The sequence below is a fragment of the Desulfospira joergensenii DSM 10085 genome (assembly GCF_000420085.1).
Taxonomy (GTDB): domain Bacteria; phylum Desulfobacterota; class Desulfobacteria; order Desulfobacterales; family Desulfobacteraceae; genus Desulfospira; species Desulfospira joergensenii.
In genome coordinates this window covers 1,462,416-1,486,819 of the sequence record NZ_ATUG01000001.1, presented here as the reverse complement: position 1 = coordinate 1,486,819, position 24,404 = coordinate 1,462,416, and the positions used below count along the sequence as shown (strand labels likewise).

21 protein-coding genes are annotated in these 24,404 nt (G+C 50.4%); 4 read left to right on the top strand and 17 right to left on the bottom strand.

All coding sequences use genetic code 11. The annotated features are described in order from the left end of the window. Positions 1-544 precede the first annotated feature (544 nt). The gene (locus F608_RS0107485) at positions 545-1,180 is read left to right on the top strand and encodes a methyltransferase family protein (protein ID WP_022665009.1); all 636 of its coding nucleotides are present in this window, start codon (positions 545-547) and stop codon (positions 1,178-1,180) included. A gap of 17 nt (positions 1,181-1,197) precedes the next feature. Here F608_RS0107485 and F608_RS0107480 read toward each other — a convergent pair whose 3' ends face one another. From F608_RS0107480 to F608_RS0107420, 13 genes are all read right to left on the bottom strand, one after another. Next, complete coding sequence (locus F608_RS0107480) at positions 1,198-2,589, bottom strand: sensor histidine kinase (protein ID WP_022665008.1); 1,392 nt, start codon at positions 2,587-2,589, stop codon at positions 1,198-1,200. A gap of 2 nt (positions 2,590-2,591) precedes the next feature. After that, on the bottom strand, positions 2,592-3,263 hold the full coding sequence (locus tag F608_RS0107475; protein ID WP_022665007.1) for a response regulator transcription factor: 672 nt from the start codon (positions 3,261-3,263) through the stop codon (positions 2,592-2,594). A gap of 150 nt (positions 3,264-3,413) precedes the next feature. Then, complete coding sequence (locus F608_RS31110) at positions 3,414-5,465, bottom strand: LTA synthase family protein (protein ID WP_022665006.1); 2,052 nt, start codon at positions 5,463-5,465, stop codon at positions 3,414-3,416. After that, a complete protein-coding gene (locus tag F608_RS0107465; protein ID WP_244154248.1) occupies positions 5,446-6,126 on the bottom strand; it encodes a phosphatase PAP2 family protein in 681 nt (226 codons plus the stop codon). The genes F608_RS31110 and F608_RS0107465 overlap by 20 nt, the downstream gene beginning before the upstream one ends. Before the next feature lie 410 nt (positions 6,127-6,536). Continuing rightward, positions 6,537-7,439: a universal stress protein gene (locus F608_RS34520; protein WP_022665004.1), complete on the bottom strand. Its 903-nt coding sequence runs from the start codon at positions 7,437-7,439 to the stop codon at positions 6,537-6,539. 112 nt (positions 7,440-7,551) lie between these two features. Further along, positions 7,552-8,358 (bottom strand): ABC transporter ATP-binding protein, encoded by an 807-nt coding sequence (locus tag F608_RS0107455; protein WP_022665003.1) that lies wholly within the window; start codon positions 8,356-8,358, stop codon positions 7,552-7,554. A 96-nt stretch (positions 8,359-8,454) separates the two neighbouring features. Then, positions 8,455-9,684, bottom strand: a complete 1,230-nt coding sequence (locus tag F608_RS0107450; RefSeq protein ID WP_022665002.1) for an ABC transporter substrate-binding protein — start codon at positions 9,682-9,684, stop codon at positions 8,455-8,457. Between the two features lie 72 nt (positions 9,685-9,756). Next, positions 9,757-10,851, bottom strand: a complete 1,095-nt coding sequence (locus F608_RS0107445; RefSeq protein WP_022665001.1) for a branched-chain amino acid ABC transporter permease — start codon at positions 10,849-10,851, stop codon at positions 9,757-9,759. A gap of 3 nt (positions 10,852-10,854) precedes the next feature. Further along, positions 10,855-11,748, bottom strand: a complete 894-nt coding sequence (locus F608_RS0107440) for a branched-chain amino acid ABC transporter permease (RefSeq protein WP_022665000.1) — start codon at positions 11,746-11,748, stop codon at positions 10,855-10,857. A gap of 1 nt (position 11,749) precedes the next feature. Next, positions 11,750-13,675, bottom strand: coding sequence for an AMP-binding protein (locus F608_RS0107435; RefSeq protein WP_022664999.1), 1,926 nt, complete (start codon positions 13,673-13,675; stop codon positions 11,750-11,752). Further along, positions 13,676-14,440, bottom strand: coding sequence for an ABC transporter ATP-binding protein (locus tag F608_RS0107430; protein WP_022664998.1), 765 nt, complete (start codon positions 14,438-14,440; stop codon positions 13,676-13,678). 166 nt (positions 14,441-14,606) lie between these two features. Next, entirely contained in the window at positions 14,607-16,109 is a 1,503-nt protein-coding gene (locus tag F608_RS0107425; protein ID WP_022664997.1) for an AMP-binding protein, read from the bottom strand. A gap of 186 nt (positions 16,110-16,295) precedes the next feature. Further along, positions 16,296-18,680: a PAS domain-containing protein gene (locus F608_RS0107420; RefSeq protein WP_022664996.1), complete on the bottom strand. Its 2,385-nt coding sequence runs from the start codon at positions 18,678-18,680 to the stop codon at positions 16,296-16,298. A 172-nt stretch (positions 18,681-18,852) separates the two neighbouring features. Between F608_RS0107420 and F608_RS0107415 the strand changes: the two genes are divergently transcribed. After that, positions 18,853-19,593 carry a sensor histidine kinase gene (locus F608_RS0107415; RefSeq protein ID WP_022664995.1) on the top strand — a complete coding sequence of 247 codons (741 nt, stop codon included), beginning with the start codon at positions 18,853-18,855 and terminating at the stop codon, positions 19,591-19,593. Positions 19,594-19,635: 42 nt separating this feature from the next. Here the strand turns inward: F608_RS0107415 and F608_RS0107410 are convergent, their stop codons facing one another. From F608_RS0107410 to tdh, 4 genes are all read right to left on the bottom strand, one after another. Beyond that, entirely contained in the window at positions 19,636-20,160 is a 525-nt protein-coding gene (locus F608_RS0107410) for a response regulator (protein ID WP_022664994.1), read from the bottom strand. A 110-nt stretch (positions 20,161-20,270) separates the two neighbouring features. After that, positions 20,271-21,494: an aminotransferase class I/II-fold pyridoxal phosphate-dependent enzyme gene (locus tag F608_RS0107405; RefSeq protein WP_022664993.1), complete on the bottom strand. Its 1,224-nt coding sequence runs from the start codon at positions 21,492-21,494 to the stop codon at positions 20,271-20,273. Positions 21,495-21,552: 58 nt separating this feature from the next. Then, positions 21,553-21,894: a four helix bundle protein gene (locus F608_RS0107400; RefSeq protein ID WP_022664992.1), complete on the bottom strand. Its 342-nt coding sequence runs from the start codon at positions 21,892-21,894 to the stop codon at positions 21,553-21,555. Between the two features lie 51 nt (positions 21,895-21,945). Then, positions 21,946-22,983 (bottom strand): L-threonine 3-dehydrogenase, encoded by a 1,038-nt coding sequence (tdh, locus tag F608_RS0107395; RefSeq protein WP_022664991.1) that lies wholly within the window; start codon positions 22,981-22,983, stop codon positions 21,946-21,948. Positions 22,984-23,411: 428 nt separating this feature from the next. Here tdh and F608_RS0107380 point away from each other — a divergent pair, with 428 nt between their 5' ends. Both F608_RS0107380 and F608_RS0107375 read left to right on the top strand, forming a co-directional pair. Further along, entirely contained in the window at positions 23,412-23,780 is a 369-nt protein-coding gene (locus F608_RS0107380) for a VOC family protein (protein ID WP_022664988.1), read from the top strand. Between the two features lie 77 nt (positions 23,781-23,857). Next, positions 23,858-24,349, top strand: a complete 492-nt coding sequence (locus F608_RS0107375; protein WP_022664987.1) for a universal stress protein — start codon at positions 23,858-23,860, stop codon at positions 24,347-24,349. Positions 24,350-24,404 lie beyond the last annotated feature (55 nt).

The following is a 24,404-nucleotide window of genomic DNA, read 5'->3' as shown; positions in this document are numbered from 1 at the left end:
GAAGGTTAACTACAATATTTTAATGGGTTTCACAACTTTTTTATGATCTGTGATCCTTGTCGCCCTGCCCAAAACAAGACCATTGGAAAGCAGAAAATTTCGGCTGAAATAATCAATTGCCGGGATGGATTAATTTAATATCGGACCATTGCCTGAAGGCCTGGAAGCATCCCATGGCCGGCATGAATTATTTCGAGTGAAGGACGGGGATCCTTAATTTTTGAGTTATAGAATAATTTTTCCCCGGATATAGAAAGTATAAAATCAAGGCTTGGTCCCATTTCCTTCGCGAATACCGGAGAATTTTTAAAATCTGATCTCCCAAGCTTGGTTTTGTGATTGAAGTTTATTTCCAAGCAGACTCTTATGATCGATAATACCTCTCATGAGCAATTCGTCCCAATCCCTTATTTTTATATAACTCAGTTTAGTCAAGTTTTGATTGTTTTATCCTCTTCATGGTTTCTTCATATTATGTGCGATAGGATCTCGTTGAAAAATACCAAAAAGGGAAAATGCTTCCAAGCACATAGGATAATTTCACATGGCTGTATTCGGAATAAATTATAAAATGCCTTTTAACGTTGAAAAACACAGGATAATGATCTCAAGAATGGTGGCTGTCATGGTTTTGTTCTTTATCTGCGAATGCAAAAGTCACTGGGAAAATGAAAATGAAATATTCACCTTCATTTTGTTTGTTACCGGCATCGTCTTGGTTGGGATTGCCTCTTTGGGACGGATGTGGTGTTCTCTTTACGTCGCCGGGTACAAAGATGAACAATTGATTACCAAAGGCCCGTATTCTCTGTGCAGAAATCCCCTTTATCTTTTCAGTATGGTAGGGGTTCTGGGGATTGGTTTTTGTACAGAAACCCTAACCTTCCCCATTCTCTTTGTCGCATTATTCTCAAGTTATTATCCATTTGTGATAAAAAGTGAAGAAAAAAGACTCCGATCGATTTTTGGATCGGTATTTGAAAAATATACTCAAAAGGTCCCTGCTTTTTTCCCTGATATTTCAATATTTGAAGAACCTGAAACCTATCAGGTAAACCCGGTTGTGTATCGGATTCACATATTCAGCGCGCTGTGGTTTGTATGGATCGTGGGAATTCTTGAAGTCATAGAAGGCCTGAGAGAAACAGGATTTTTCACTGCTTCATGGGCGGTTTATTGAGTGCTTTTTGAAGTTGATCAGCCCTTTACCGGAAGCCAAACCGTTGTTTGTATCATCTGACCCGGCCCATTGGTAATGGCGATTCTGCCATGATGAAGACGGACGATTTTTTGAGCAATCGCCAGACCCAGCCCTGATCCTCCAAAAGCTTGGGCCCTGGATTTCTCAACCCGGTAAAACTGCTCGAACAAACGGGAGAGGTCTTGCTCCGGAATTTCATGACCTGAATTTAAAATTTCAACACAGACCTCTGTTTCGGATTTCATTGCCATGATTTTTATAGTCCCCTGGGTGGGAAGGTTGTACCGGATGGCATTATCAATGAGATTGACAAAGAGGCGAAATAGTTTTTCCGGATCACCGATAACAGGACAGGGCTCATTCATCTGATTTTGGACGGAAATCTGTTTTTCGGCCATCACATCGCTATAATCCTTGAGAACCCTTTCAGCCAGTGCGGCCAGGTCCACCCGATCTGTGTATAAAACATCCCGCTGTTCCAGCCTTGAAAGATCCAGCAGGTTTTTCACCAAATGGCTCATACGGCGGCTTGTCTCGAGCTGCTTCATCAAACTGTCTTCTGCGGAAGAGGATAAATTTTCACTCATCAACATATCTTCCTGGGCCAGCATTAAGAGGGTGATCGGGCTTTTTAATTCATGGGATGCATTCCCGATAAATTCTTTCTGTTGATTAAAGGAATGCTGGATTCTGTCAAACATCCTGTTCAAAGCAACAGAGAGATCATAGAGTTCATCCTGGGTTTTTTCCAGGGGGATTCGTTTATCCAGGGATTTTTCGCTGATTTCCTTTGATTGATTGATAATGGATGAAATCGGCCTTAATATCCGTCCGGCCAGAGCATAGCTCAGAATAAAAATGGTCAGCGCACAAAAAGAAAGGCTGATCCCAATATAAACAGCAAGATCTATCAATTCTTCTTCAAGGTCTTCAATGGGTTTTGCAATACGGATTTCTACAGGACGGCCGCTGACCTGCTCACGTACGACCATGACTCTAAACAATACGTCATCCTTGCTGTCCTGTCTTAACCAAATTCTGGATCTTGGAATATGTTTTTCGATCAGGTACCTGGATTTACCATTGGGGACAAAAAGATCGGCAAACTCCGTAAGTTTGGATTGGTAGAGCACCTGACCCTGATCATTTTTGACCCTGATCCAGTAATCGTCCGGGTCATAGGGCATGCCGTTCAAGTCAAAAGTATCTCCCAAACTCCCGGCATCCTTTATCCTGCCAGCCAGAACAAGTGCCATATGCTGGATTTCCTTGTCGATCAGTTTGAAAGGCTCTTCCGTCAATTCCCAGAAAATAATGGATGAGAATACAATGGTTGACAAAAGGGCTGTTCCGGAAATCCAGAGGGTTATTTTTTTACGGATTTTCATGCCTATTCTTCAATGATAAACCCAATGCCCCGGATGGTTTTAATAATGGGGGCATCTCCATGGGGTGTCATTTTTTTTCTCAGGTTTTTGATATGAACATCCACATAGTTGGACATTGAAAAAGGGTCGAACTCCTCTCCCCATATATGTTCGGCCAGGTTGAACCGTGATACGGCACTGCCCCTGTTATGTAAAAGAAATTCAAGGATTGAAAATTCTTTCGCTGTCAGATGGACTTCCTCTCCATTCAGGGTTACTTTTCGCTTAACCGTATCCAGACAGACCGGCCCGGCTTCGAGAATTGGATTCCGGTTCCCTTTTCTTCTCAGCATCGCCCGGATTCGAGCCATCAGCTCGGCCATGGAAAAGGGCTTGGCAAGATAGTCGTCCGCACCATGGTCCAGGCCTTTGACCCTATCCTGGACATCACTTCTTGCCGTGAGCATGAGTATGGGCATATCCATCCCGGCGTCACGGACCTCTTTGAGGACAGTCAACCCGTCCATGCGGGGAAGCATGATATCCAAGAGGATCAGGTCATAGGGCAGGTCAAATATCTTGTCCAGGGCCTGCTCTCCGTTTTCAGCAGTGTCCACCCCATAATGCTTTCTTTTCAGGGCAGTTCTCAATTGATCCAGCAGCCCTGTATCATCATCAACGATTAATATGTTCATCTCAAGATTTTTCCATATGCGGTATTCTGGTTTGAGAATACCCGGATATCGGCCAAATAACAAATTTTATATAAGAATAAGGGGCCATACCATTACAATAGAAAACCCATCATCTCCTGCCGGAAGGCCGATTCTGGAATTCAAGCGCCCTTAAGTCCTGTCAGAGAATAAAATAAAATATCCGGCCGCCTTGAGAATGTTCTCTATACCGGTCTTCTTTTTCATATATCGGTTCGGGGAAGAAGCCTTGTTTTGAACCAAATGGCCTGAAGACTCGGCCCACCGGTTTAACCGATGGGTGAATACATAGTCCGCCCCCTGGTAATATGCCATCAGTTCCCTGACTCCGGGATAATCCCCGGATACCCTTTCAAGGACCGGATCACCCAGCACCATCCGGGTAATTTCCTTTCCAGGAGATAAAAAGAGCAGCTCCTTTTTTTTTAACAGTCCCAGCTTCTGGTAGTTGGCGATCAGGGCCCGGCCTTTAAAGTCAGGAGAGAGAATATCCTTACCGAAAAAGAAGCTTTCATAGGAGAAGTTCAACAAGGCCAGCAGAGTGGGGGCAAGGTCAATTTGGCTGGAAAGGGCCTGTGCCTCTTTGGGAAGTATATGTTTTGGCGAATAGATAAACAGCGGGATATGGTATTTTTCAACCGGCAGGCCTAATTTCCCGGCGCTGCCAGCGCAATGATCCGCCACGACCACAAATACCGTATCCTCAAACCAGGGTTGCTTCTTTGCCTGCTTTATCAACTGCTTTAGGGCATAATCGGTATATTTTACCCCGCCGGAACGTCCGCTGCCTCCCTTGCCTTCTCCGGGTGCCAGATCTATTTTGCCCCCAGGAAAGGTAAAAGGCTGGTGGTTGCTGGTCGTCATGATGTGAAAGAAAAAGGGTTTTTGGGTCCTGTGTGCACGGTTGGCCTCACGGATGGCCCGGTTATATATATCCTCGTCGCACACGCCCCATGCATTCTTAAATGTGGTCTCCCTGCTGCTCAAGCGGGACTGATCCACAATCCGATAGCCGTTTCCCGAGAAAAAAGCATTCATGTTGTCGAAAAAACCTCTTCCCCCGTATAGGAAGGCCGTGTCGTATCCCAAGTCTTTGAATACTTTGCCCAGGCTGTACATCCGATTGTTGTCCGGGCGCTTGACAATGGATCGGCCCGGTGTGGGCGGGATGGACAGGGTGATAGCTTCAAGGCCTCTGGTGGTCCGGGTCCCGGTGGCATAAAAATTGGTAAAAAGTAGTCCCTGCCTGAACCATCGATCCATGAACGGGGTGATGTCTTCTTGTTGTCCGAACCGGGTCAAAAATTTTGCGCTCAAACTTTCCACGGAAATCAGCATCACATTCAGTTTTTTGGCGGGGCCTGGAGCCTTGATGTATCTGCCGATATTATAGGTATCCTCGCCGGACATTCTGCCTTCCTCTTGGACCTGTTTTTTTAGGCATTTTGAAAGGTCATAATCGTTCTCAGTTGCGTAGAATTGCCGGTAATCCAGCCGATTGTTCCGGAAAGCGGCAAAGAGCTGGTAAGGGCCGTTGGATGCCAGTTCATTCACATAGTTGTTGTCGGAAAAGCGTCTCTGGGACTGATTGATTCCGAAAAAGGAGATCAACGGAAGCGTCAGGAGCAATCCGGCAATTATCGTTCGTTTTTTAAAGGACTCCTCTAGGGTAAGAGACCCTAAGATTGCAGGACGGATAAGATAGAATACAAAGCCCGTGAGAATGAGAAGACACGGCAGGATAAAAAACACCGGGTAGGATTGCAATATATTGTCTGTGACTTCTCTCCTGTAGACCAGGTAGTCCACGGAGATAAAATTGAACCTGACACCAAATTCGCTCCAGAAGCACCATTCAGCAACCATGCAGAATCCAAGCCCGTAGAGAACCAGGAAGGATCCGGCCTGGACCAGATACTTGATTATTTTACTGCTCAGCCATTTATTGGGCAGGATCAGAAAGAAAAGGACAAAAGGGATAAAAAAATAACTGATAAAGGAGATGTCATAGATCAATCCCTGGCCGAAAATATAAACCCAGTCGGATGTCAGGTCATCGATAAAAGGCCGGGCCCGAATCAGCAGAACACCCCTCATCAAGGCAAAACCGATAAGGGTGATCGCGGACAGCATGAATATTAGGGTAAACCGTGTCTTGGGAGTTTTAAAAATTGCAGGAATCATTGAACAATCCTCTCCATTGTTTGGGATAAAACAAATAATAGATAAAAAATGCGGAATACCAGCAGATGACCAAGGAAAACAGGTCGTGACTGGGAAAATGGGCACCTCTGGCCTGCTGGCCGAATCCGTAAATGGTCCCCAGGAACAATCCGACAGCAAGACCGTATTTTTTAGGGGGAAATCCTAGGTGATAAAATAAAAAATAAAGGCTGAAAAAAGCATACCCGCCGGAGGCATGCCCTGCGGGGAAAGCCTGTCCCACAGGAAGACCGTTTGGGACAGGGTCAAACAAACGGATATAGGGAAGAGAACCGGAAAAAGGGATGATATCCCATGGGGTGTAAATATGGGTTGTCTGTTTGATGATGCCGACGATAACCGGACCTGCGGCAGCGGCGATCAGAAAATAGAGTAAGGGTCTTCGATATTTTTTGGAAGGCTTATGCAGAAAAGCAGCAACAAAACCCATGACCCAGATCCCGGCGGTAAGGATATTGAAAAACCTTCCCCCTTCATGAATCACCTTCTCAAAGAGCCATTGATCACGATAGGGCCAGGAACTGCTTGAGGCATCAAAAAAGATTGACTCCCACCAGATATCCAGTCCGCTGTATTCAAGAATAATTGCAACAGCAAGAATAGATACAGGGAGCACCGTCATCCATAGACCTGTGGATGGAAAAAATCGGAATCGCATGGATAAAGAGGGATCTGTTTTTGGATAAAATCCCTTTGCCGGATGTTGGCCGGTCATATAATACTTCACTCTCAAGCCTTCTCTTCATATGGGTACACATTTTAGTGGACATTAGTGGACAAAATAGCACCACTATTATGAAGAAACCGTGAAGAAAAGAGTGATTAAAGGATAGATCTTATTTCAGAAAGGTTGCTGAAAAAAAAGCGCATGCTTGGTCTTGATTCCGTCTATTTTGTTGACTTTTAGGGATCAACCGGAATTGTGTTGATTTCTTTTGTAGTGGACAAGCCCAATTACAAAATCGACAGCTTAGCCTGCCCAAAATGCCGTCGAACCATCGAAGTCCCGGGTTTAGGTGAAGTTTTTCTGCCCTATTTCCCGTATTTATCGTTGAAGCTGTTCCAGAACTGCCGGTCCTTGTCCTGCCATCCCTTGCCAAAGGACTTGTCAAAAAAGGGCTTGAGCTTGGAAAACCAGGCTCCGTATCCCTGTTTGCCCTGGATCCTTGTCCGGATGACGTCGGCCACATGGTCGGAGAGATTGGCCAGTTCATCCTTGGGAATATAGGCGTCCGCCCCCTTGGAAATGGATTCTTTTAAATTTTCCGGGGTCAGGGCATGGGCCGTGAGCATGAGGGCCGGAACCTCTTTTTCCCGGGCCAGGGTGAGGATGTCATATCCGCTGACCCCCATGATGTCCAGGATGGCCGTGTCGTAGATGTTTTTCTCAAGAAGCTTTCTGGCCTCTTCAAAGGATGAGGCCATTTCCAGGGTGCACATGTCCAGAAGCTCTTCAATGGTTTCCAGGATGTCGGGTTCGTCATCCACCACCAGGATCCTGCGATCCCTCAAGAGCTTGTCGGAAGGCACGGCATCCACATCAAATTTTACCGAGGTCACCGGGCAGTGAGCCTTGAGGATCACGTACCGGGCCGTGGAGCCCAGGAGGGCTTTCTGGGCGCGGGATTTTTTCCGGATCCCCAGGAAAATATGGTCAATATCGTTTTCCCGGGCAAATTTGACCAGGTCTTCTCCGGCGGAAAGCCCCCGGACGCTTTGGAGGCATTCACATTGAATCCCGGAGTTCTCCATGAGCCGCCGGGCAAAGTCCAGACCTTTCTCAGCCTTTTCAATGTCGGCCTGCTTTTCAGAGGATCCCCCCTGCATGGAGGTGACCACATAGACAAAGGCGAGATGAAATCCCGCAATATCCCTTGCCAGGGACAAGGCCATCCTGCCCTCTTCTCCGCCGTCATATCCAACCAAAATTTTCATAGCTTACTCCAGAATATAGTTTTCCCGTTCATTGATCGGTTTTCTCTGTTTGGTCTAAACTTTGCCCATCTGCGGCAACGCCGCAGATGGGTGAATTTTAGACCAAACATCTTTACATCCAGCGTTTTCTTCTTTTATACGACTTAACATCCTTAAAGGATTTCCTGCCCCCGCCCTTGGTAATGCCCATGTAGAACTCCTTGACATCCGGGTTGTCCTGGAGCTCCTTGGACGGGCCTTCCAGAACGATCTTTCCGGACTCCATGATATAGGCGTAGTCAGAAATTCCCAGGGCCACCTTTGCGTTCTGCTCCACCACCAGGATGGTGGTGGAAAGTTCCCGGTTGATCCGCTTGATATTGTCGAAGATCTCCTTGACCAGCAGGGGGGCAAGGCCCAGGGAGGGTTCGTCCAGCATGAGCATCTTGGGCGCGGCCATGAGGGCCCTGGCAATGGCGATCATCTGCTGTTCCCCGCCGGAGCTGTATCCGGCCATCCGGTTGGTGACCTTGGAGAGCCTGGGGAAATGTTTGTACATCAGCTCGTTGTCTTCCCGTATCTTGGCCGAGCCGTCCTTCCGGGTGATGGAGCCCACAATGATGTTTTCATTCACGGTCAGGTGCTTGAATACCCTTCTGCCTTCCGGGACCATGACCGCCCCCAGTTTCACGATATCCGTTCCCATGAGCTGGGTGGTGTCTGAGCCGTCAAATTTGATATACCCTTCTTTAATGGCTCCGTTCTCCGGCTTGAGCAGTCCGGAGATGGCCCGAAGGGTGGTGGTCTTACCGGCCCCGTTGGTCCCGAGCAGGGAGACAATGGAACCCCTGGGCACGGTGAGGCTGACCCCCCTCAGCACCTGGATGATATCATTGTACACCACTTCAATATTGTTGACTTCCAGCAGATGATCTTCCATAGGCTCTTTCTTTACTAATGGGTTGGACCGGCCGGAAAATTTTGGTTCCGGCCGGCCGGGTTTGGATTTTGGTGTTATTCTTTTTCCGGGACGAACCTACATCTTTGCCCGGACCTTTTTCATAAATTCCGACTGAATGGAGCTGATGGCCTTAAACTGTCCGCCGTCAACCTTGTAGATATTGACCACATCCACACCGATGCGCTCCATGTTGGAGTAAGTCACCGGACCCACCGCCGCAAAGGAATCCCAGGCGTTTTTCCCGTTCATCTTCTGGAGCATTTTATACAGGTTGGCCGGGGTCACTTCAAGACCTTCGGCCTTTGCCATTTTAATGGCCTGGGTCGGGATCTGGGCCTGGAGGATGCCTGCCGCGTAGTTGTGGGAGTTGGCTGCCTTTTCATCCCGGCCGTAGGTTTTGGCCAGGGCCAGCTGTTTTTTGGATTTTTCGTTGTTCTCGGAGGTCAGGTTGTAGGAGCAGGTCCACAGGAAGCCTTCTGCGGCTTCCCCGGCCAGGGCGACCAGGTCGGAACCGCCCGTGTAATGGGCACCCAGAAAGGTCAGTTTGCCGTTTTCACCAAAGGATTTGGCCTGGACTCCCAGCCGCATGGCATCCTTGAGCATGGTGGCCACGGGGGACTGGACCGTATGGCAGATCACGTATTGAACGCCCTTGCTTAAGAGGCGCTTGAGCATGGCAGAGTTGTCAAGATCCTTGCCGTGTTCAACCACTTCCACAATTTCGATTTTCAGGCCCGAGGCAATGGCTTTCTTGGTGTCTTCCAGGGGGCCCCGGCCAAAGGCCGAAGGATGGATGAACATGGCCACCTTGGGCATGTCTGAGCCCTTGTGGTTCTTGACGACATATTCGGCAAGGGCAACCACATTTTCCGAATAGGTGGCCACAGGAATAAAGATATAATTTGAATCCACCAGGTTCCCCTCATGGTAGGAGGAGGGGGCCACCGGCATCTGTTCCTCTTCAAAGTCGTTTTTTAGCCCGAGGGTGGAGCCTGTGGAGTAGTTCAGGTAAAAGACAATACCGTCATCCAGGTACTCCTCAAAATTTCTCTTGGTCACATCGGTCTTGTACTGGTCGTCCCGGATGGTGCAGTCGATCTTGTCATCCCCCAGGACCTTGTTGTCGTTCACATACTTGAACCAGTCTTCAACCCCTTTGGAAAGGGGATTGCCCGCATCGGATGTGGGTCCGGTGATGGCGCCGGAAAAGCCGATCTTATAGACTTCTCCTGCATGGACCGGTATCGTGAATGCGCAGAGAACAAAAAGAAAAACTAGGGCATTTAAAAATTGTTTGGTTTTCATGGTTCTGCTCCTCCTTGATTTGAGTTTATGACGCAAAATATTTTTAAAGCCGGGGCCGATCCCAGGGATCGGTCAGTATCTGAACGGCCACAGCTTGGTATAGGATTTGGTGATCCTCCACCAATTTGCAATTCCTCTGGGTTCGAACATCAGAAAGAGCACGATCACAAGACCGAAAGTAAAGGGTTTCAACGCAGTTGCAAGGCTCATGCTGGAGGGAAGATACTGTCCGGCAAGCTCGGACAGGGTTTCCACCTGGAGGTCCAGGAATTTAATGGCCACCGGGCCCCAGAAGGATCCGTTCAGGGTCCCCAGTCCCCCTACAATGGCCATGGCCAGATAGCCCACAGACTCATGCAGGGTAAAGGATTCAAACCCGACGCCCCGGTATACATAGGCGTGCAGGGCACCGGCCACCCCGGCAAAAAAGCCGGCCAGGGCAAAGGCGTAGACCTTGGTGAGACCCGGGTTCATGCCCATGGCATCTGCGGCCCGGTCATTGTCCCTGACCGCCACCAGACAACGGCCGTACTTTGTCTTCAAAAGATTCCGGATGCCGAATCCCAAAAGTACCACAATGGTCAAGGTGGCAAAGTACCAGAACAGATAATGATCCTTCCGGCCCACCTTTCCGGTAAGCCAGAAGACCCGGCCCACACTGATGGTCTGTCCCTGGTTGAAAAAGGTCATGAAGTTGATCACCCATTGGAAGATCATCTGGAAGGACAGTGTGGCGATGGCCAGGTAGAGATGTTTGAGCCGGAAGGCGGGTAGCCCGACGATCCCCCCGAAAACCGCACCCACCAGTCCGCTGATGATGATCAGCACCGGCCAGAAATGGGTGACCAGGAGATGATTCTGGCCCATCACCGTGCAAAAGGAGGCCACGGTATAGGCACCGATTCCCACAAAGGCGGCATGTCCGATGGATATCAGTCCGGCAAAACCGGTGACCAGATTCAGCCCCATGACCGCCACAATGGCGATGAGTATATTATCAATGACGAACATGGATTTATTGCTCAGGGGGAAGAGGAGGGGCCAGGCAAACAGCACCACCAGAAACAGGGTGAAAACAGACCTGTCCAGGCTGGTGATGAAGGTCTTCTGCTCCTGTTTATAACTCGTATTAAAATTTCCTGTTGCTAACCATGAATTTGTCGACATGGGCTAGACCCTTTCAATTTCGTGAATGCCAAATAAACCGTGGGGCTTGAACAAGAGGATGATGACAAGGACTACATAGGGCATGACGTCCCCGGTGCCGTTCAGCCCCCAGTTACCGTCCAGGTAGCCCGAGGCAAACTGCTGGATCAGCCCCATGATGATCCCGGCCACCACAGCTCCCAGGATGGAGTCAAGTCCCCCCAGGATGACAACGGGAAATACAACGATTCCGAAAGCGTGGAGGGTGTCAAAATTGAGTCCCGTGATATTGCCGATGATGCACCCGGCAGCAGCCCCGGACAGTCCGGCCGTTGCCCAGGCAAGGCCGAATACCCTGGGAACGGATATCCCCACGGACATGGACCCCATCTGGTCGTCGGATACGGCCCGCATGGAAATTCCCACGGTGGATTTTTTGAAAAACCATGAAAATCCGCCGATGAGAATAAAGGTGATGACCACACCCAGAAGCTGGGTCCAGGAGATGGATACGCCTCCCAGGGACAGGGGAGTCGTGGGCAAAAAAGGCGGGAAGGAAAAGTTTTCCGTGCCAAAGGGGGTAAGATAGATGAGCCCGTCAATGATGGAAGCAAGCCCGATGGTCACCATGATCACCGAGATAATGGGTTCCCCGATGAGACGGCGCAGGAAAATCCTTTCCACACTCATGGCCAGAAAAAAGGTGATGATCATGGAGGCCAGGAAGGAAAAGAAAATGGGAACACCTAAGTCCACCGTAAGGAAAAAAGTGATAAAGGCGCCGGCCGCGATGATCTGGCCGTGGGCAAAATTGGCCACCCGGCTGGATTTGTATACCAGGACCAGTCCCAGGGCGGCCAGGGCATAGATCGACCCGACCACAATGCCCGACACCACAATTTGGAAAAAATAGCTCATCTCAACTTCCTTTCACCGTGTAAAAAGCAATGCTGGTTTTTACGGAAGTGGACTGGCCGTCCTGGTACTGGAAGGAGGCTTCCACTTCCTTTGTCTCCACAGATTCGTCGTAAAGCGCCTCGTAGAGATTCTGGTATCTTTCCCGGACAAACTTGCGGCGGATCTTACCGGTCTTGGTCAGTTCTCCGTCATCCACATCCAGAAGCTTATAGAGAAGGGCAAACCTGTGTATCTTGAAGTGCTCTTTTTCCGCCCGGGAATTCACGTCCTTTACCTGTTCCATGATCAGCTCTGCCACCTCTTTTTTCCCGGACAGGTCCATGTAGGTCGTATAGGAGATCCCCCTGTCCTCGGCCCACTTGCCCACCACGATGGGATCGATATTGATCAGACAGGCTACAAAATCCTCATTATTGCCGTAGATCACGGCCTCTTTGATATAGGGGGAGAATTTTAAGGCATTTTCCAGGAACATGGGGGAGAACATCTCTCCCCTATTGTTGTGCATGACGTCACTCAACCGGTCAATGACCACCAGATGGCCCTGTTCGTCAATGAATCCCGCATCCCCGGAGTGGAGCCATCCGCCTTCCAGCAGTTCTTCGGTCTTTTCCGGCAACTCGTAATATCCCGGAGAAACCGAAGCGGATCGGGACAGGATCTCCCCGTCTTCGGCGATTTTGCATTCGGTTCCGGGCAAGGGTTTTCCCACGGTGTCCGGCCTCACGTCCCCGTCCCGGTGCATGTAGGCGATCCCTGTGATCTCGGTCTGTCCGTAGATCTGTTTTAGATTGATGCCGATGGCCTGGTAAAAGGTAAACAGCTCGGGACCCAGGGCAGCCCCGCCCGTATATGCTCTTCTTAACCGAAGCAGGCCGATCTGGTTGACCAGGGGGCGGAAGATGATCTGTTTGCCCAGCCAGGATTTGATCTTCAGCCCCAGGGGCATGGGGTTGCCCGACATGCGGAACTTGGCCGCCTCAAGCCCGATCCCTATGAAATAATTGTACATCAGCTTATTGAGCCAGTAGGACTGGTCGATTTTCAGCCAGATCTCCGACCGGATGGTCTCATAGATCCTGGGGGCCCCGAACATGAAATGGGGGCCGATTTCCTTGAGATCGGCCATATTGGTTTCAACGGATTCCGGAAAATTGATGGTGATTCCCGTGGCCATGGCCACCCCAAAGGAGTTCATCTGTTCTCCGATCCAGGCAAAGGGCAGAAAGGAAACGTACTCGTCCGTGGATTCCAGGGGATCCACCTGGGTGATCCTGACCCCCATGTTGATATAGTTCCTGTGGGTCATCATGGTGCCCTTGGGAAGACCTGTGGTGCCTGAGGTCAGGCAGAGATGGCAGACATCGTCGGGTTTTCCCTCGTCCACCAGGGATTCAAACAGGCCGGGATTTTTTTCCTGTTCCTTCTGTCCGAGTTCGTAGAGGTCCCGGATGTCGATGAACCAGTCATCTTTCATGTAATCCCTCATGCCCCGGGGATCTTCAAAGATCACCTTCCTGACGTTGGGGACCTTGGTCCTGACCTCCAAAACCTTGTCCACCTGCTCCTGGTTGTCGCAGAATACGGCAGACACCTTAAGGTATTGAAGGATCTGGGCGATCTCATCGGGCATACTGGTCTGGTAAATCCCGGCGGAAATGGCGCCGATGGAATGGGCGCCGATGGCCACAAAGAGAAGCTCGGGGATATTGTCCGAGATAACGGCGATGGTGTCGCCTTTGTTAAGGCCCATGGCCCTGAGGCCCAGGGCGGTTTTCCTCACATGGTCATAGTAGTCTTCCCAGGTATAGGTGTTCCAGATGCCAAAGTCCTTTTCCCTGAGGGCCGGGCGTTTCGGTGACTTGTTCACCCGCCACCGGAGCAGTTGGGGAATGGAAAAGTCCAGGAGATGATCATTATGGCTCATTTATCCTTCCTCCCCGATATAGGCTTCAATGACCTTTGGGTTCTGGGCCACCTCTTCCGGGGTTCCTGACCCGATGACTTCACCGAAGTCCAGCACATAGATCCTGTCGGAAATATCCATGACCACGCCCAGATCGTGCTCCACCAGGATCACGGTGATATTTCTTTCCTTCTGGATATCCATGACAAACCGGACGATGTCTTCTTTTTCCTCGATGTTCATGCCGGCCATGGGTTCGTCCAGGAGGAGGATGTCCGGCGCCAGGGTCAGTGCCCTTGCCACTTCCACTTTTTTCTGGATCCCGTAGCTCAGGTTTCCCACATGGCTTTTCCGGAAGGGCTCCAATTCCATGAAGTCGATGATGTCTTCCACATAGGTCCGGTTTTCCGCTTCCACCCGGGAGGCCTTTCCGTAGAAAAAAACCGCATGGAGAAAGGAGTACTTCAGGTTCTGATGCCGGGCCAGGAGCAGGTTGTCCAGGACCGACAGGCCGGAAAAGAGTTCCAGGTTCTGGAAAGCCCGGGCAATACCCATGTTGGATACCTGGTGGGGAGAGGCATGGGTCAGCTTTTTATCCTTGTAGAAGATCTCCCCCCGGGTGGGGTGGTAAAATCCGGATATGCAGTTGAGCATGCTGGTTTTTCCCGCACCGTTGGGGCCGATGATGGAGGTGATCAGGCCGGGCTCAATATCCATGTCCACATTGGACAGGGCTTTGAGCCCGCCAAAGGAGAGGGTGACGTCTGAGATCTTTAACGAAGCCATATGGAATCCAATCCTGTGTTAAATGTTCAACAATTGAAGACCCTGTCCTGTGGGGTAAATCCGCCCGGGCTGAATTTGGAAAAATCAGCACGCTGTGGCAGTTCTACCCATAATAAATCAGATTTTCAGTGTCAAGGACAAAAGGAGAGCTGTAAAACAAAAGGGTTCAGGAGAACGCTTTCTTTACGGCTGCCCGGTCAATGGTCCCGTCATCTGATTTGGGAAGTTCTTCTGTAAACTCAAGGTATCTTGGCTTTTTATAGCCGGCAATCAGAGTCCCTGTAAACTGGATCAGGTCCTCTTTGGCCACATCTTTTCCGGGGTGAAGGCTCACAACGGCCTTGATGCCCTCTCCGAACCTGGGATCAGGCACGCCGAAGACGCAGACTTCTTTCACAGCCTCGTGCCGGAGAACAGCTTTCTCCACCTCTGCGGGAAAGACATTCTCGCCCCCGGGCTTGATCAGTTCTTTTTCCGCTTTCCTGCCTTTGAAGAACAGGAAACCGTCTGAATCGATCATGCCCAGGTCTCCGGTATGGTGCCAGCCTTCCCTGAATGTAAATGCGTTCAGTTCAGCGGCATTCCAGTATCCCTGGAAGACCAGCGGGCCTTTGACAAGAATTTCCCCGGTTTCATTTACGGGCAGAAGATTGTCAAAGTCATCGGCAATTTGAATATCGGCAAGGGGAGAAATTTCCCCTGCCGAACCCGGTCGTCTAAAGTATGGAGCAAAGGTGATCAGCCCCGAAGTCTCGGTCTGGCCGTACATGGTCCAGAACCTGGAATCTGTTTTGGATTCCCATTGGGTAATGGTTTCGGGGGAGTCCAGACCCGCGACTTTTTCCAGGCTGGAAAGGTCGCCGGCACCCTTGTCAATGACGTCTAAAAGGTTGGCCAGTATGGGTGGGAAGGAGCCGAAAAGATTGACTTTTTGCTCCTGGATAAGATCAATGGTTTTTTGGGAATCAAACTTTTCAAGAATGACATTATTGCCCCCGGCCTGAAGAGTTGCAAGGCCCAGGTTGATCCCCATGATGTGAAAGAGGGGCAGGATATTTAAATGATTTGTATCTGCGGTGATATTAAAATATCGGATTACCTGCAGGTTGGACAGGAGAATGTTCTCCTGGCTCAGGACGGCTCCCCGGGGTTTCCCCTGGACCGCTGCCGTATGGATGATGACAAAGGGGTCCTTGGGAAAAGCATTTCCGGAGGAGAAATCCGGGAGGTCTGTATAGAGGCCGGACAGGTTTTCATCCGGGCCGTCAATGATAAATTGATGCTTTATCCAGGAGGACTCCGAACCCAGATCAGCGGCCAGGCCGGCCATCCCGCTGTCGCAGATGATCAGCTCAGGGGTGGTGTCCTGGATGATATGCCTGATTTCATCCTTACTCAGGCGCCGGTTGATCATAACCAGGCAGAGGTTGAGTGCGGATGCGGCACCGAAAAGATGGAAAAAAAGGGGATGATTCTTGGCCAGCACCGCGATTCGGGTCCCGGGCTCAAGGTTGAGGCTGCCAAGACCCGATGCCAGCTGCCGGGTTTTTGTAAGCAGGGCTTTGTGGGAGATGTCCTGTCCCTCCCAGTGAATCGCGCATCTGTCTTTGAAAATCCGCCCGTTTTTTTCATAGATGTCAAAAAATGTCAGATCATGCAGACGACTCATGGACCCCTTGTACTCCCGGCACATAGATTAATAAAATTATCGGTTTGTCTTTACAAATCGCTGGTATATAATCTTATATCTTCATTTTCTTAGGTCAGCACAACATACAAAAATCAGAACGAGCGCTCAGTCTTAATTCCTCTAATAGAGGAAAATCCCCTGGTTTGTCAAAGTTTTTTTTATTTTTCACCCTTTTCTCTCCCCGGAGTCTTCCATGGGAAAGAAAACGGAAAATATGGAGTGGCCCGAATCAAGACAGTCTTTCTGGCTCTTGCAGAACCGGCATCTGGAGATGTCCCCGGGACACTCTTCATCGGGATTTTCCATCAGATAGATACACCTCTTGGATTCCATGTTCAAGGTAAATCCCAGGCGTTCGGAAAATAGCTTCATGCGCAGCAGCTCCATTCCCTTTCCTCCGGCATTGAACTCATAGGGGGTCTTGGTGGAATAAAACAGGGTCTCCTGGGTGGAAAAAAAGCCTTCAAAGATCCTTTTCTGGTCCTCCTCTTCAATGCCCACACCAAAGTCATGGATCCGGAACAGGATCCCGTTCTTCCGGTTCTCGGCCCGGATCTCGATGCGGCCCAGGTCAGGAGTGTTTTCCACACTGTTTTTGATGAGCCCGGCCATGATCTTTTTTAAGACGTCTTTTGGGAATACCAGTTCGGGAAGGGGGGCATCCGTGTGAATCCGGATCTCTAAATTTCTGAAATGGAATTCCCGGCCCATGATTTCCAGGAGCTCATCCAGGGTCTTTTTGAAATCAATGTTCTTGTAGGTCATGGCCCTGGGGCCGAACTCTTGATCAATGATTTTTCTGATCCGGTCAAGGACCTGGTCAAGGGGTAGGCCGGGGGCCGGGTTTGCCGCTTTCGGGTCATGGCAGGCCGAAACCAGATGGTGTTCGATCAGGGTTTCCAGCTCATCCTGGCAGGTTTCCAGCATCTTTACCAGCATGGCCCGGGCCGAATATCCCTTGTTCTCCATGATGTCCGAGGTTTCTTCCTGGATTTCCACGATGCGGCCCAGGTTTCTCTCGATCCGGTTCAGGGTGGATTCCAGGGCGGCCCCGGGCAGGGCCGAGATTTTTTTCCTCAGGATCTGGAGGGAGCCGGTCAGGACGGCCACCGGGGTCTTCAGTTCATGGGAAAGGTGGTTGATGGCCTTGCCCTTGGCCCGGTTCATGGATGCCACATCCCGGTAGGCATCTTTGAGTGCGTCGGAGAACCATGCATTCTCAATGGAGATGGCCACGGTCCCGGCAATCATGGTCATGAGCTCCCGGTCCTTGTCGTTGAAAAGGCTCAGCTTTTTGTTGATGGCGCAGAGCACGCCGATGATGCGGGAGTCGCTTTTGATGGGGACACAGAGGATGGACCGGGTCTCATACCCCAGTTTCCGGTCCCGCTCGGGATAGACCTTTAATGTGGCGTCGGCATTGTTGACCATGGCCGGTTCTCCGGTTTTCAGAACCTTGCCCGCCAGGACCTCATCCGGAGCAAAGCGGATTTTTCTTGCCCTTTTTTCCGTGCCTGCGTCATCGTAGGAGGCTCCCAGAAAGAAAAGATCTCCCTTGATCTCGTCATGGAGAAGGACCACGGCCCCTTCCGCGGTCACCAGTTCCTTGACCTCCCGGGTGATATAGTCCATGAGATCTTCCAGTTCAGGGTATTCGGGAAGGGCGGCGCTGATCCTCATGATGGTCCGGTTATTGGCCTGGAGTCTTTTCTCTTCGGTGATGTCCCTGAGGATGACAAAGTTCTGGGCCGAACTTTCTTTGTCTCCTGAATGGGAAACCGCCCAGATCACCACATCCAGGATTCCTCCTTCCTTTGTCAGGCGACGGGTTTCATACCGGGTCAGTTTCCGGTTCTCCCTGAACCGGTTCAGCATATCATAGGTTTCCTGCATCAGATCTTCGGGGACAAAGGGAAGGGGTTTGCCTGAAAGTTCGTCCAGAGCCCAGCCAAATGTCTTGGAAAAGGCCGGGTTCACGTATGAGACCAGTCCATGGTCATCATATACGACGATGGGATAGGGGACAAACTCCAGGATCTGCCGGTAGATGCGGTAGAGTTCGGTGACCTGCTTCTCCTTGATCTTTTCCTCGGTCACGTCCTGGAGGGTTTCCACGGCGCCGGCAATCTCCCCCCTGGAATTGGTAACGGCGGCGGCCGTAAAATAGAGCCACCGGCCCTCCGGTCCTAGATCCGGGAAAAAATCCGTGGCAGCAAACAGTCCCTTGCCAGCCATGCTTTTATTGTACTTGAGCCCGTAATGGGCCAGGATTTCATCATCCGAGGACCGGTTAAGGATCAGGTCGGCCATGACCGGTCTCTTCTTGGCATAAAAGGCTTTCCACTGGGTATCTGTCCCGATCATCTCCCGGGAGGAAAATCCGGACAGCTCTTCCAGGGCCCGGTTGAAATGGGTGATCCTGTGATCCCGGTCCAGAACAAAGATGGGGATGGGGGCCGTTTGGATGATTTTATTCAGGGACTGGTTTTCTTCTTCCAGTTCTCTGATCCGTTTTTTCAGTGAGGCCGCTTCATCCCCGTCCTTCTTCATAAAAACCCCAAAAGACTTTACAAGCCCGGTTGATCCCCGTATAAATGATGATAAATTTTGAACCGCTCCGCTGTTAAAAGTAAGATCGCCTGCACCATGGAACCGGTTGCGGCAATTGAGATTACTATATAAAATCATTGATCGAAAAAGCAAGGATTTTAAGGGATTCAAAATGCCAGACACCCCCATCAAGACCGAGATCCTGATTCACGATCTAAAGGTGCCCATTTCCGTCATTGACGCCGGGGCCAAGTCCCTTCTCAACCGGCAGGATGCCTATGGGCCGCTTACGGACAAACAGATCAAGGTTTTGAAACGGATCATCCGAAATACCCTGACCTCCCAGCGTCTGGTCAATGATGTCCTGGAACTGGGCCGGTCCAGGGAGGGGGTGATGAACTATTCGGATTTCACCGTGTCCTCCCTGGTAAGGGCGGTGCTGGTGGAGGTCTTTGATCTGGCCGACCCCAATGCCGCTGAAATCATCCGCAAGGTTCAGGATTATGATGAACTCCTCGGGGCGGTCAGGCAGGTGGGGGTGAAACTCAAATTTACCAAGGCCACCTGGGAATCGGTTGTCCGCCAGGATGCGGCAAAGGTCAGGCAGATCCTGAGAAATTTGGCGACCAACGCCCTAAAGCACAGGGTCGAACAAATAGAAATCCAGGGGAATCTCAAGGAGAGGCGCCTGGTGCTCAGGGTAAGGGATGACGGCAGGGGAATAGCGCCTTCGGACCATCAGAAGATCTTTAAAACCTATTTTACCACGGGAGGTTCCATTGAAAATGCCATCTGCAGCCACGGGCTGGGCCTGGCCGGGGTCATGGTGCTTTTAAAGGATATGGGCGGGGACATGGCCCTGGAGTCTGACCGGGGCAAAGGGGCCGAATTTATCGTTAAAATTCCCGTTTAAAGTCAGATCCGGGAGTGGAGAGTCCCCTTCTCCGTATCCACCTCATTCCATTTTCTGGATATCATCCCTGGCATCCAGCTGTTTTTCGTCAAACTCATCCCAGAAATCCGGATCGTTTTTTCTCCAATCTGTTCCGAACAACCTGTCAAACACAGGGTCAAGCAGGGAAAACCAGGTAAAATTGGCCTGTTTCCCCTGTTTTCTTGCCGTTAGAATATCGGCCAGGAAAAGTGAAATATCCACCAGTTTGTCCTTGGGCACATAGGCATCCGCCCCTTTTTCAAGGGATTCCTTTAGATTGTCCGGGGTCAGGGCGTGGGCGGTGAGCATGAGGGAGGGAATGTCCAGCCGGTTGGTGATCTTTAGCAGGGAATATCCCTGAACTCCCATGATGTCGAGGATGGCGGCATCGTATTGGCCGGTCTTTAAACAGGCTACGGCCTCGCTGAAACTGGCTGCCGGAACCACTTCACACAAGAAGAGCAGCTCTTCAATGGTTTCCAGGATGTCCGGCTCATCATCCACCACCAGGATCCTTTTGCCTTTTAGAATATCTTGATCATCCATGGAAGCATCAGCCTGAAGAATTAAAGTCCAAAGCCAAAAGTCTAAAGCCGAACGTCATGGAAAGCCGCCAGGGCTTCAAACATTGAATGTCTATTTCCTTTTCACCTATTCTATTTGAATTTCTTTAACAATTCAATGACGGAATGGATGTCTGCCTCGGTATGGGCCGCATTGATCTGGAACCGGATGGTCTCATCCCCTTTGGGTACAACGGGAAAGGTCAGCCCCACCACCAGAACCCCGTTGTCAAACAGATATTTTACCAGTTCATGGGTTTTGGCTGTTTCCCGGACCATGAGGGGGACCACGGGATGGGGGCCGGCAATGGATTCAAGGCCCAGGCCGGCAAGCCCCTGCCTGAACTGCCGGGTCCGCTGTTTGAGCCGGGCCAGGCGGTCCAGTCCGGCATCGCTGTCGCAGATGTCCAGGGCCTTGACCGCCGCGGCACAGTCGGCCACACTCAAGGGGTTGGTATAGATATAGGTATCTGCCTTTTGCCGGACAGCCTCAACAACGGCATTGCTGGCCGCGATAAATCCGCCGTTGACCCCAAAGGCCTTGCCGAATGTCCCCACGATGATGTCAGGCGTTGTCCCGCAATAATCGGCCGTGCCCCGGCCCCGGTCCCCGTAGGCTCCGATGCCGTGGGAATCGTCCACCACCGTTACCACCCCGTCCCTGAATCTGCCCTCATAGTCCCGGCAGATATCGACAATTTTGTCAATGGGAGCATAATCCCCCCTCATGCTGAAGATGCCGTCAAAGATCACCACCACCCGCTCCATATCCTCCCCAACCTCGTCCAGGCAGCGCTTCAGGTCATCCATGTCGTTGTGTTTGAAGATGCCCTTGTTGGGGCTGGGAATGTTGGAGATCCGCATGGCCCGGATAATGGAGTTGTGATTGAGCTGATCCCCGATCCAGTGGGTGGCTTTGTTTGAAATGGCCAGGGCCAGACCGCAGTTGGAGGTATATGCGGAATTAAAGATCTTGGCGGCCGGCTTGTCCACAAATCGGGCCACCCGTTTTTCCAGGGCTGCATGATGGGCAAAGGTCCCGTCAATGAACCGGACCGCCCCGGGCCCCACGCCGAAATCACGGGTGGCCTCATCCGCCGCCCGGATCAGGTCCGGATGATTGGAAAGGGAGAGATAAGAGTTGGAGTTGAGCCGGATAAATTCTTTGTCACTTCCGGCAAGCCTGTACCTGGGACCGAACTCTCCTCTTGGCGGGATATAGGCTTCAATGATCCTTTCCCGGGATTTGGCCCGGCCTTCATCCTTCAACTCACCTATTTCTTTTTCCAGGCTTGCATCTAATTTGTCTGTTGCCATTAATTTTCTCCGTGTTTATTAGTCAAAAGGCAAAAGTCTAAAGGCATGCCGCGACTATCTATACAGATGATATCAATCCTTGGAGCATTTTTGAGATCTCTTTGACTTCCCTTAAGAGTTCTTTTGAGACGGTTTCTGAGATGATGTTAATTTCTTTGGAAATATAAAGCTGCGTTCGTAATTCTGCGGCAGAGCCTTTGGCAATCTTTAGAAAGCGTTTGAATTCTGCATCAGAATTCCGTTCCTTTCCTTCGGCAATGTTAGAGGGAATGGAAACGGCAGCCCTCTGCATCTGGTCTTTCAAGCCAAAGTCCTTACAGCCGGCTAAAATCTTATAAACTTTAACAGCCAACCGGCACGATTTTTTCCAAACTTCCAATCCTTCAAATGAAGAACTCATGTCTTTTCCTTATAAGGCTTTAGACTTTTGGCTTTGGCCTTTTCGCTTTTTTCACTCCCATTCCAAAACAACCTTCCCCGATTTCCCCGACCGCATCACCTCAAACCCCTTTTCAAACTCGGTATAATGAAAGTTATGGGTGATCAGGGTCGAGATGTCCAGTCCGGTCTGGATCATGGAGGTCATCTTATACCAGGTTTCATACATTTCCCTGCCGTAAATGCCTTTGATGGTCAGCATGTTGAAGACCACCTTGTTCCAATCGATCTTTGTCTCCTCGGGCATGATGCCCAGGAGGGCGATTTTCCCGCCGTGGCACATGTTGTCCAGGATGGAGGCCAGGGCCGCGGGATTGCCTGACATCTCCATGGCCACGTCAAACCCCTCTTTCATACCCAGTTCTTTCTGGACATCCTTGATCTCTTCCCGGGTTACGTCCAGGGTCCGGGTGGCACCGGCCCTGGCGGCCAGTTCCAGGCGGAAGGGGTTGACGTCTGTGACGACCACATGCCGGGCGCCGCAATGTCTGGCAATGGCAGCGGCCATGCAGCCGATGGGACCTGCTCCGGTGATGAGGACATCCTCTCCCAGGAGATCAAAGGAGAGGGCCGTGTGGGTAGCATTGCCCAGGGGATCGAAACAGGCCAGGATATCCAGGGGAATGCTGGTATCGCAGTACCAGACATTGGTCACGGGGATGGCCAGGTACTCGGCAAAGGCCCCGGGCCGGTTCACCCCCACTCCCCGGGTATCCTTGCACAGGTGGCGGCGGCCGGCCAGGCAGTTCCGGCAAAGACCGCAGACCAGGTGGCCTTCCCCCGAGACCAGGTCCCCTTTTTTAAAATCATGGACATGGGATCCGGTCTTTTCAATCCTTCCCACAAACTCATGGCCGATGTGCATGGGCACGGGAATGGTTTCCCGGGACCATTTATCCCAGTTGTATATGTGGACATCGGTGCCGCAGATGGCTGTTTTTATGATTTTTATCAGGACTTCGTTGTGCCCGATGGCAGGGACAGGGACCTGCTCCATCCAGAGACCCGGTTCAGGCCTGGACTTGACCAGGGCTTTCATTGTTTGGTTCATCTTGTTTTAACCTCCTATTAAGGTTAATCTGAAGAAGAGGGGGATTGCCGGCGGAAGGGGGTAAGAGAATTATATGCCCTTGTTTCCGGCAGCAGGAAGAAGGTGCCGGAAGTGTCTGGGCTCCCTTTCTTCTCATATTAAAAAAATCATATCATAAAGCCGGAATAAACGCCAAGCCTTTTTATGGGTTAAAAATAAATATTATGAAAAAAATAATATTTATTTTCATTTTAAAGCAAAAATTAATAATAAAAATATATTAAATTTATTTTTTAACCTTTTGATTCGATTTCGGGAAAGCGGCCCGGCAAAACCCTGGATTTTTGAGGAAAATACCGGAATGAATCCCGTTTTTAAAATTGAATAAAGTAAAATAGTGATTATTTTCAATCAAAAGAAACCGGATAACTCTCAAAAGAGGAAAAATCATGAATTTTACCATTGACCATTTCAACATCAATGTACTGGACCTTGATAAGAGCCTGGTCTTTTATGAAAAGGCCCTGGGTTTAAAGGAAATCAGAAGAAAGGAAGCAGACGACGGCAGTTATATCATCGTTTTCCTGGGGGACGGTTCCAGTGCCAATAAACTGGAACTGACCTGGCTTGCGTCCCAGAAACAGCCCTATGACCTGGGCGACGAAGAATTCCATGTCGCATTTAAAACCGATGACTATGATGCAGCCCATGAACTCCATAAGGAGATGGGCTGTATCTGCTATGAAAACCCGGAAATGGGAATCTATTTTATCAATGATCCGGACGGGTACTGGCTGGAAGTGGTCCCCATCCGGTGAACACAGCCGGAAAGGCTGGGTAGGAGGATTTCTGCAGCTCCGGTTTGTCGTTGGACAGATAACAAAAGGAGGGCAGTATGGTTCCTGAAATTAAAAAAATTTTTTATGCAACCGATCTTTCCGAGAACGCCAGATTCGCCTTTGGTTATGCAGCGGATATGGCCCGGCGCTACAATGCCAAAATCACCATCCTCCATGTCATGGAAGACATGCTTCCATCCATGGAAAACCTGGTTCACGACGTCGTGGGAGAAGACAGGTGGAAAAAGCTCATTGCTGAAAAATATGAGTACGTTACCGAGAAAATCAAAACTCGGATTGAGGATTTTTGCCAAGAAATGGGTTCGGTGATTGAATCCTGCCCTTTGCTTGTAGATGATATCATCATCGAAAAAGGCAATCCCACGGAAGAGATCCTTCACGGGGCAAAAAAAGCCGAGGCCGATATGATCGTCATGGGCAATCGGGGTTACAATATCCTCAAAGACGGTCTCATCGGCGGCACAGCCAGAAGAGTGGTCCGCCAGAGCAAAATTCCCGTGCTGGTGATCCGCCTGCCTGATAAATAAAACATGGCCAATTAAAAAAGGCTCCCTGCGGGGACCTGTTCCTGGAACCCCGTCC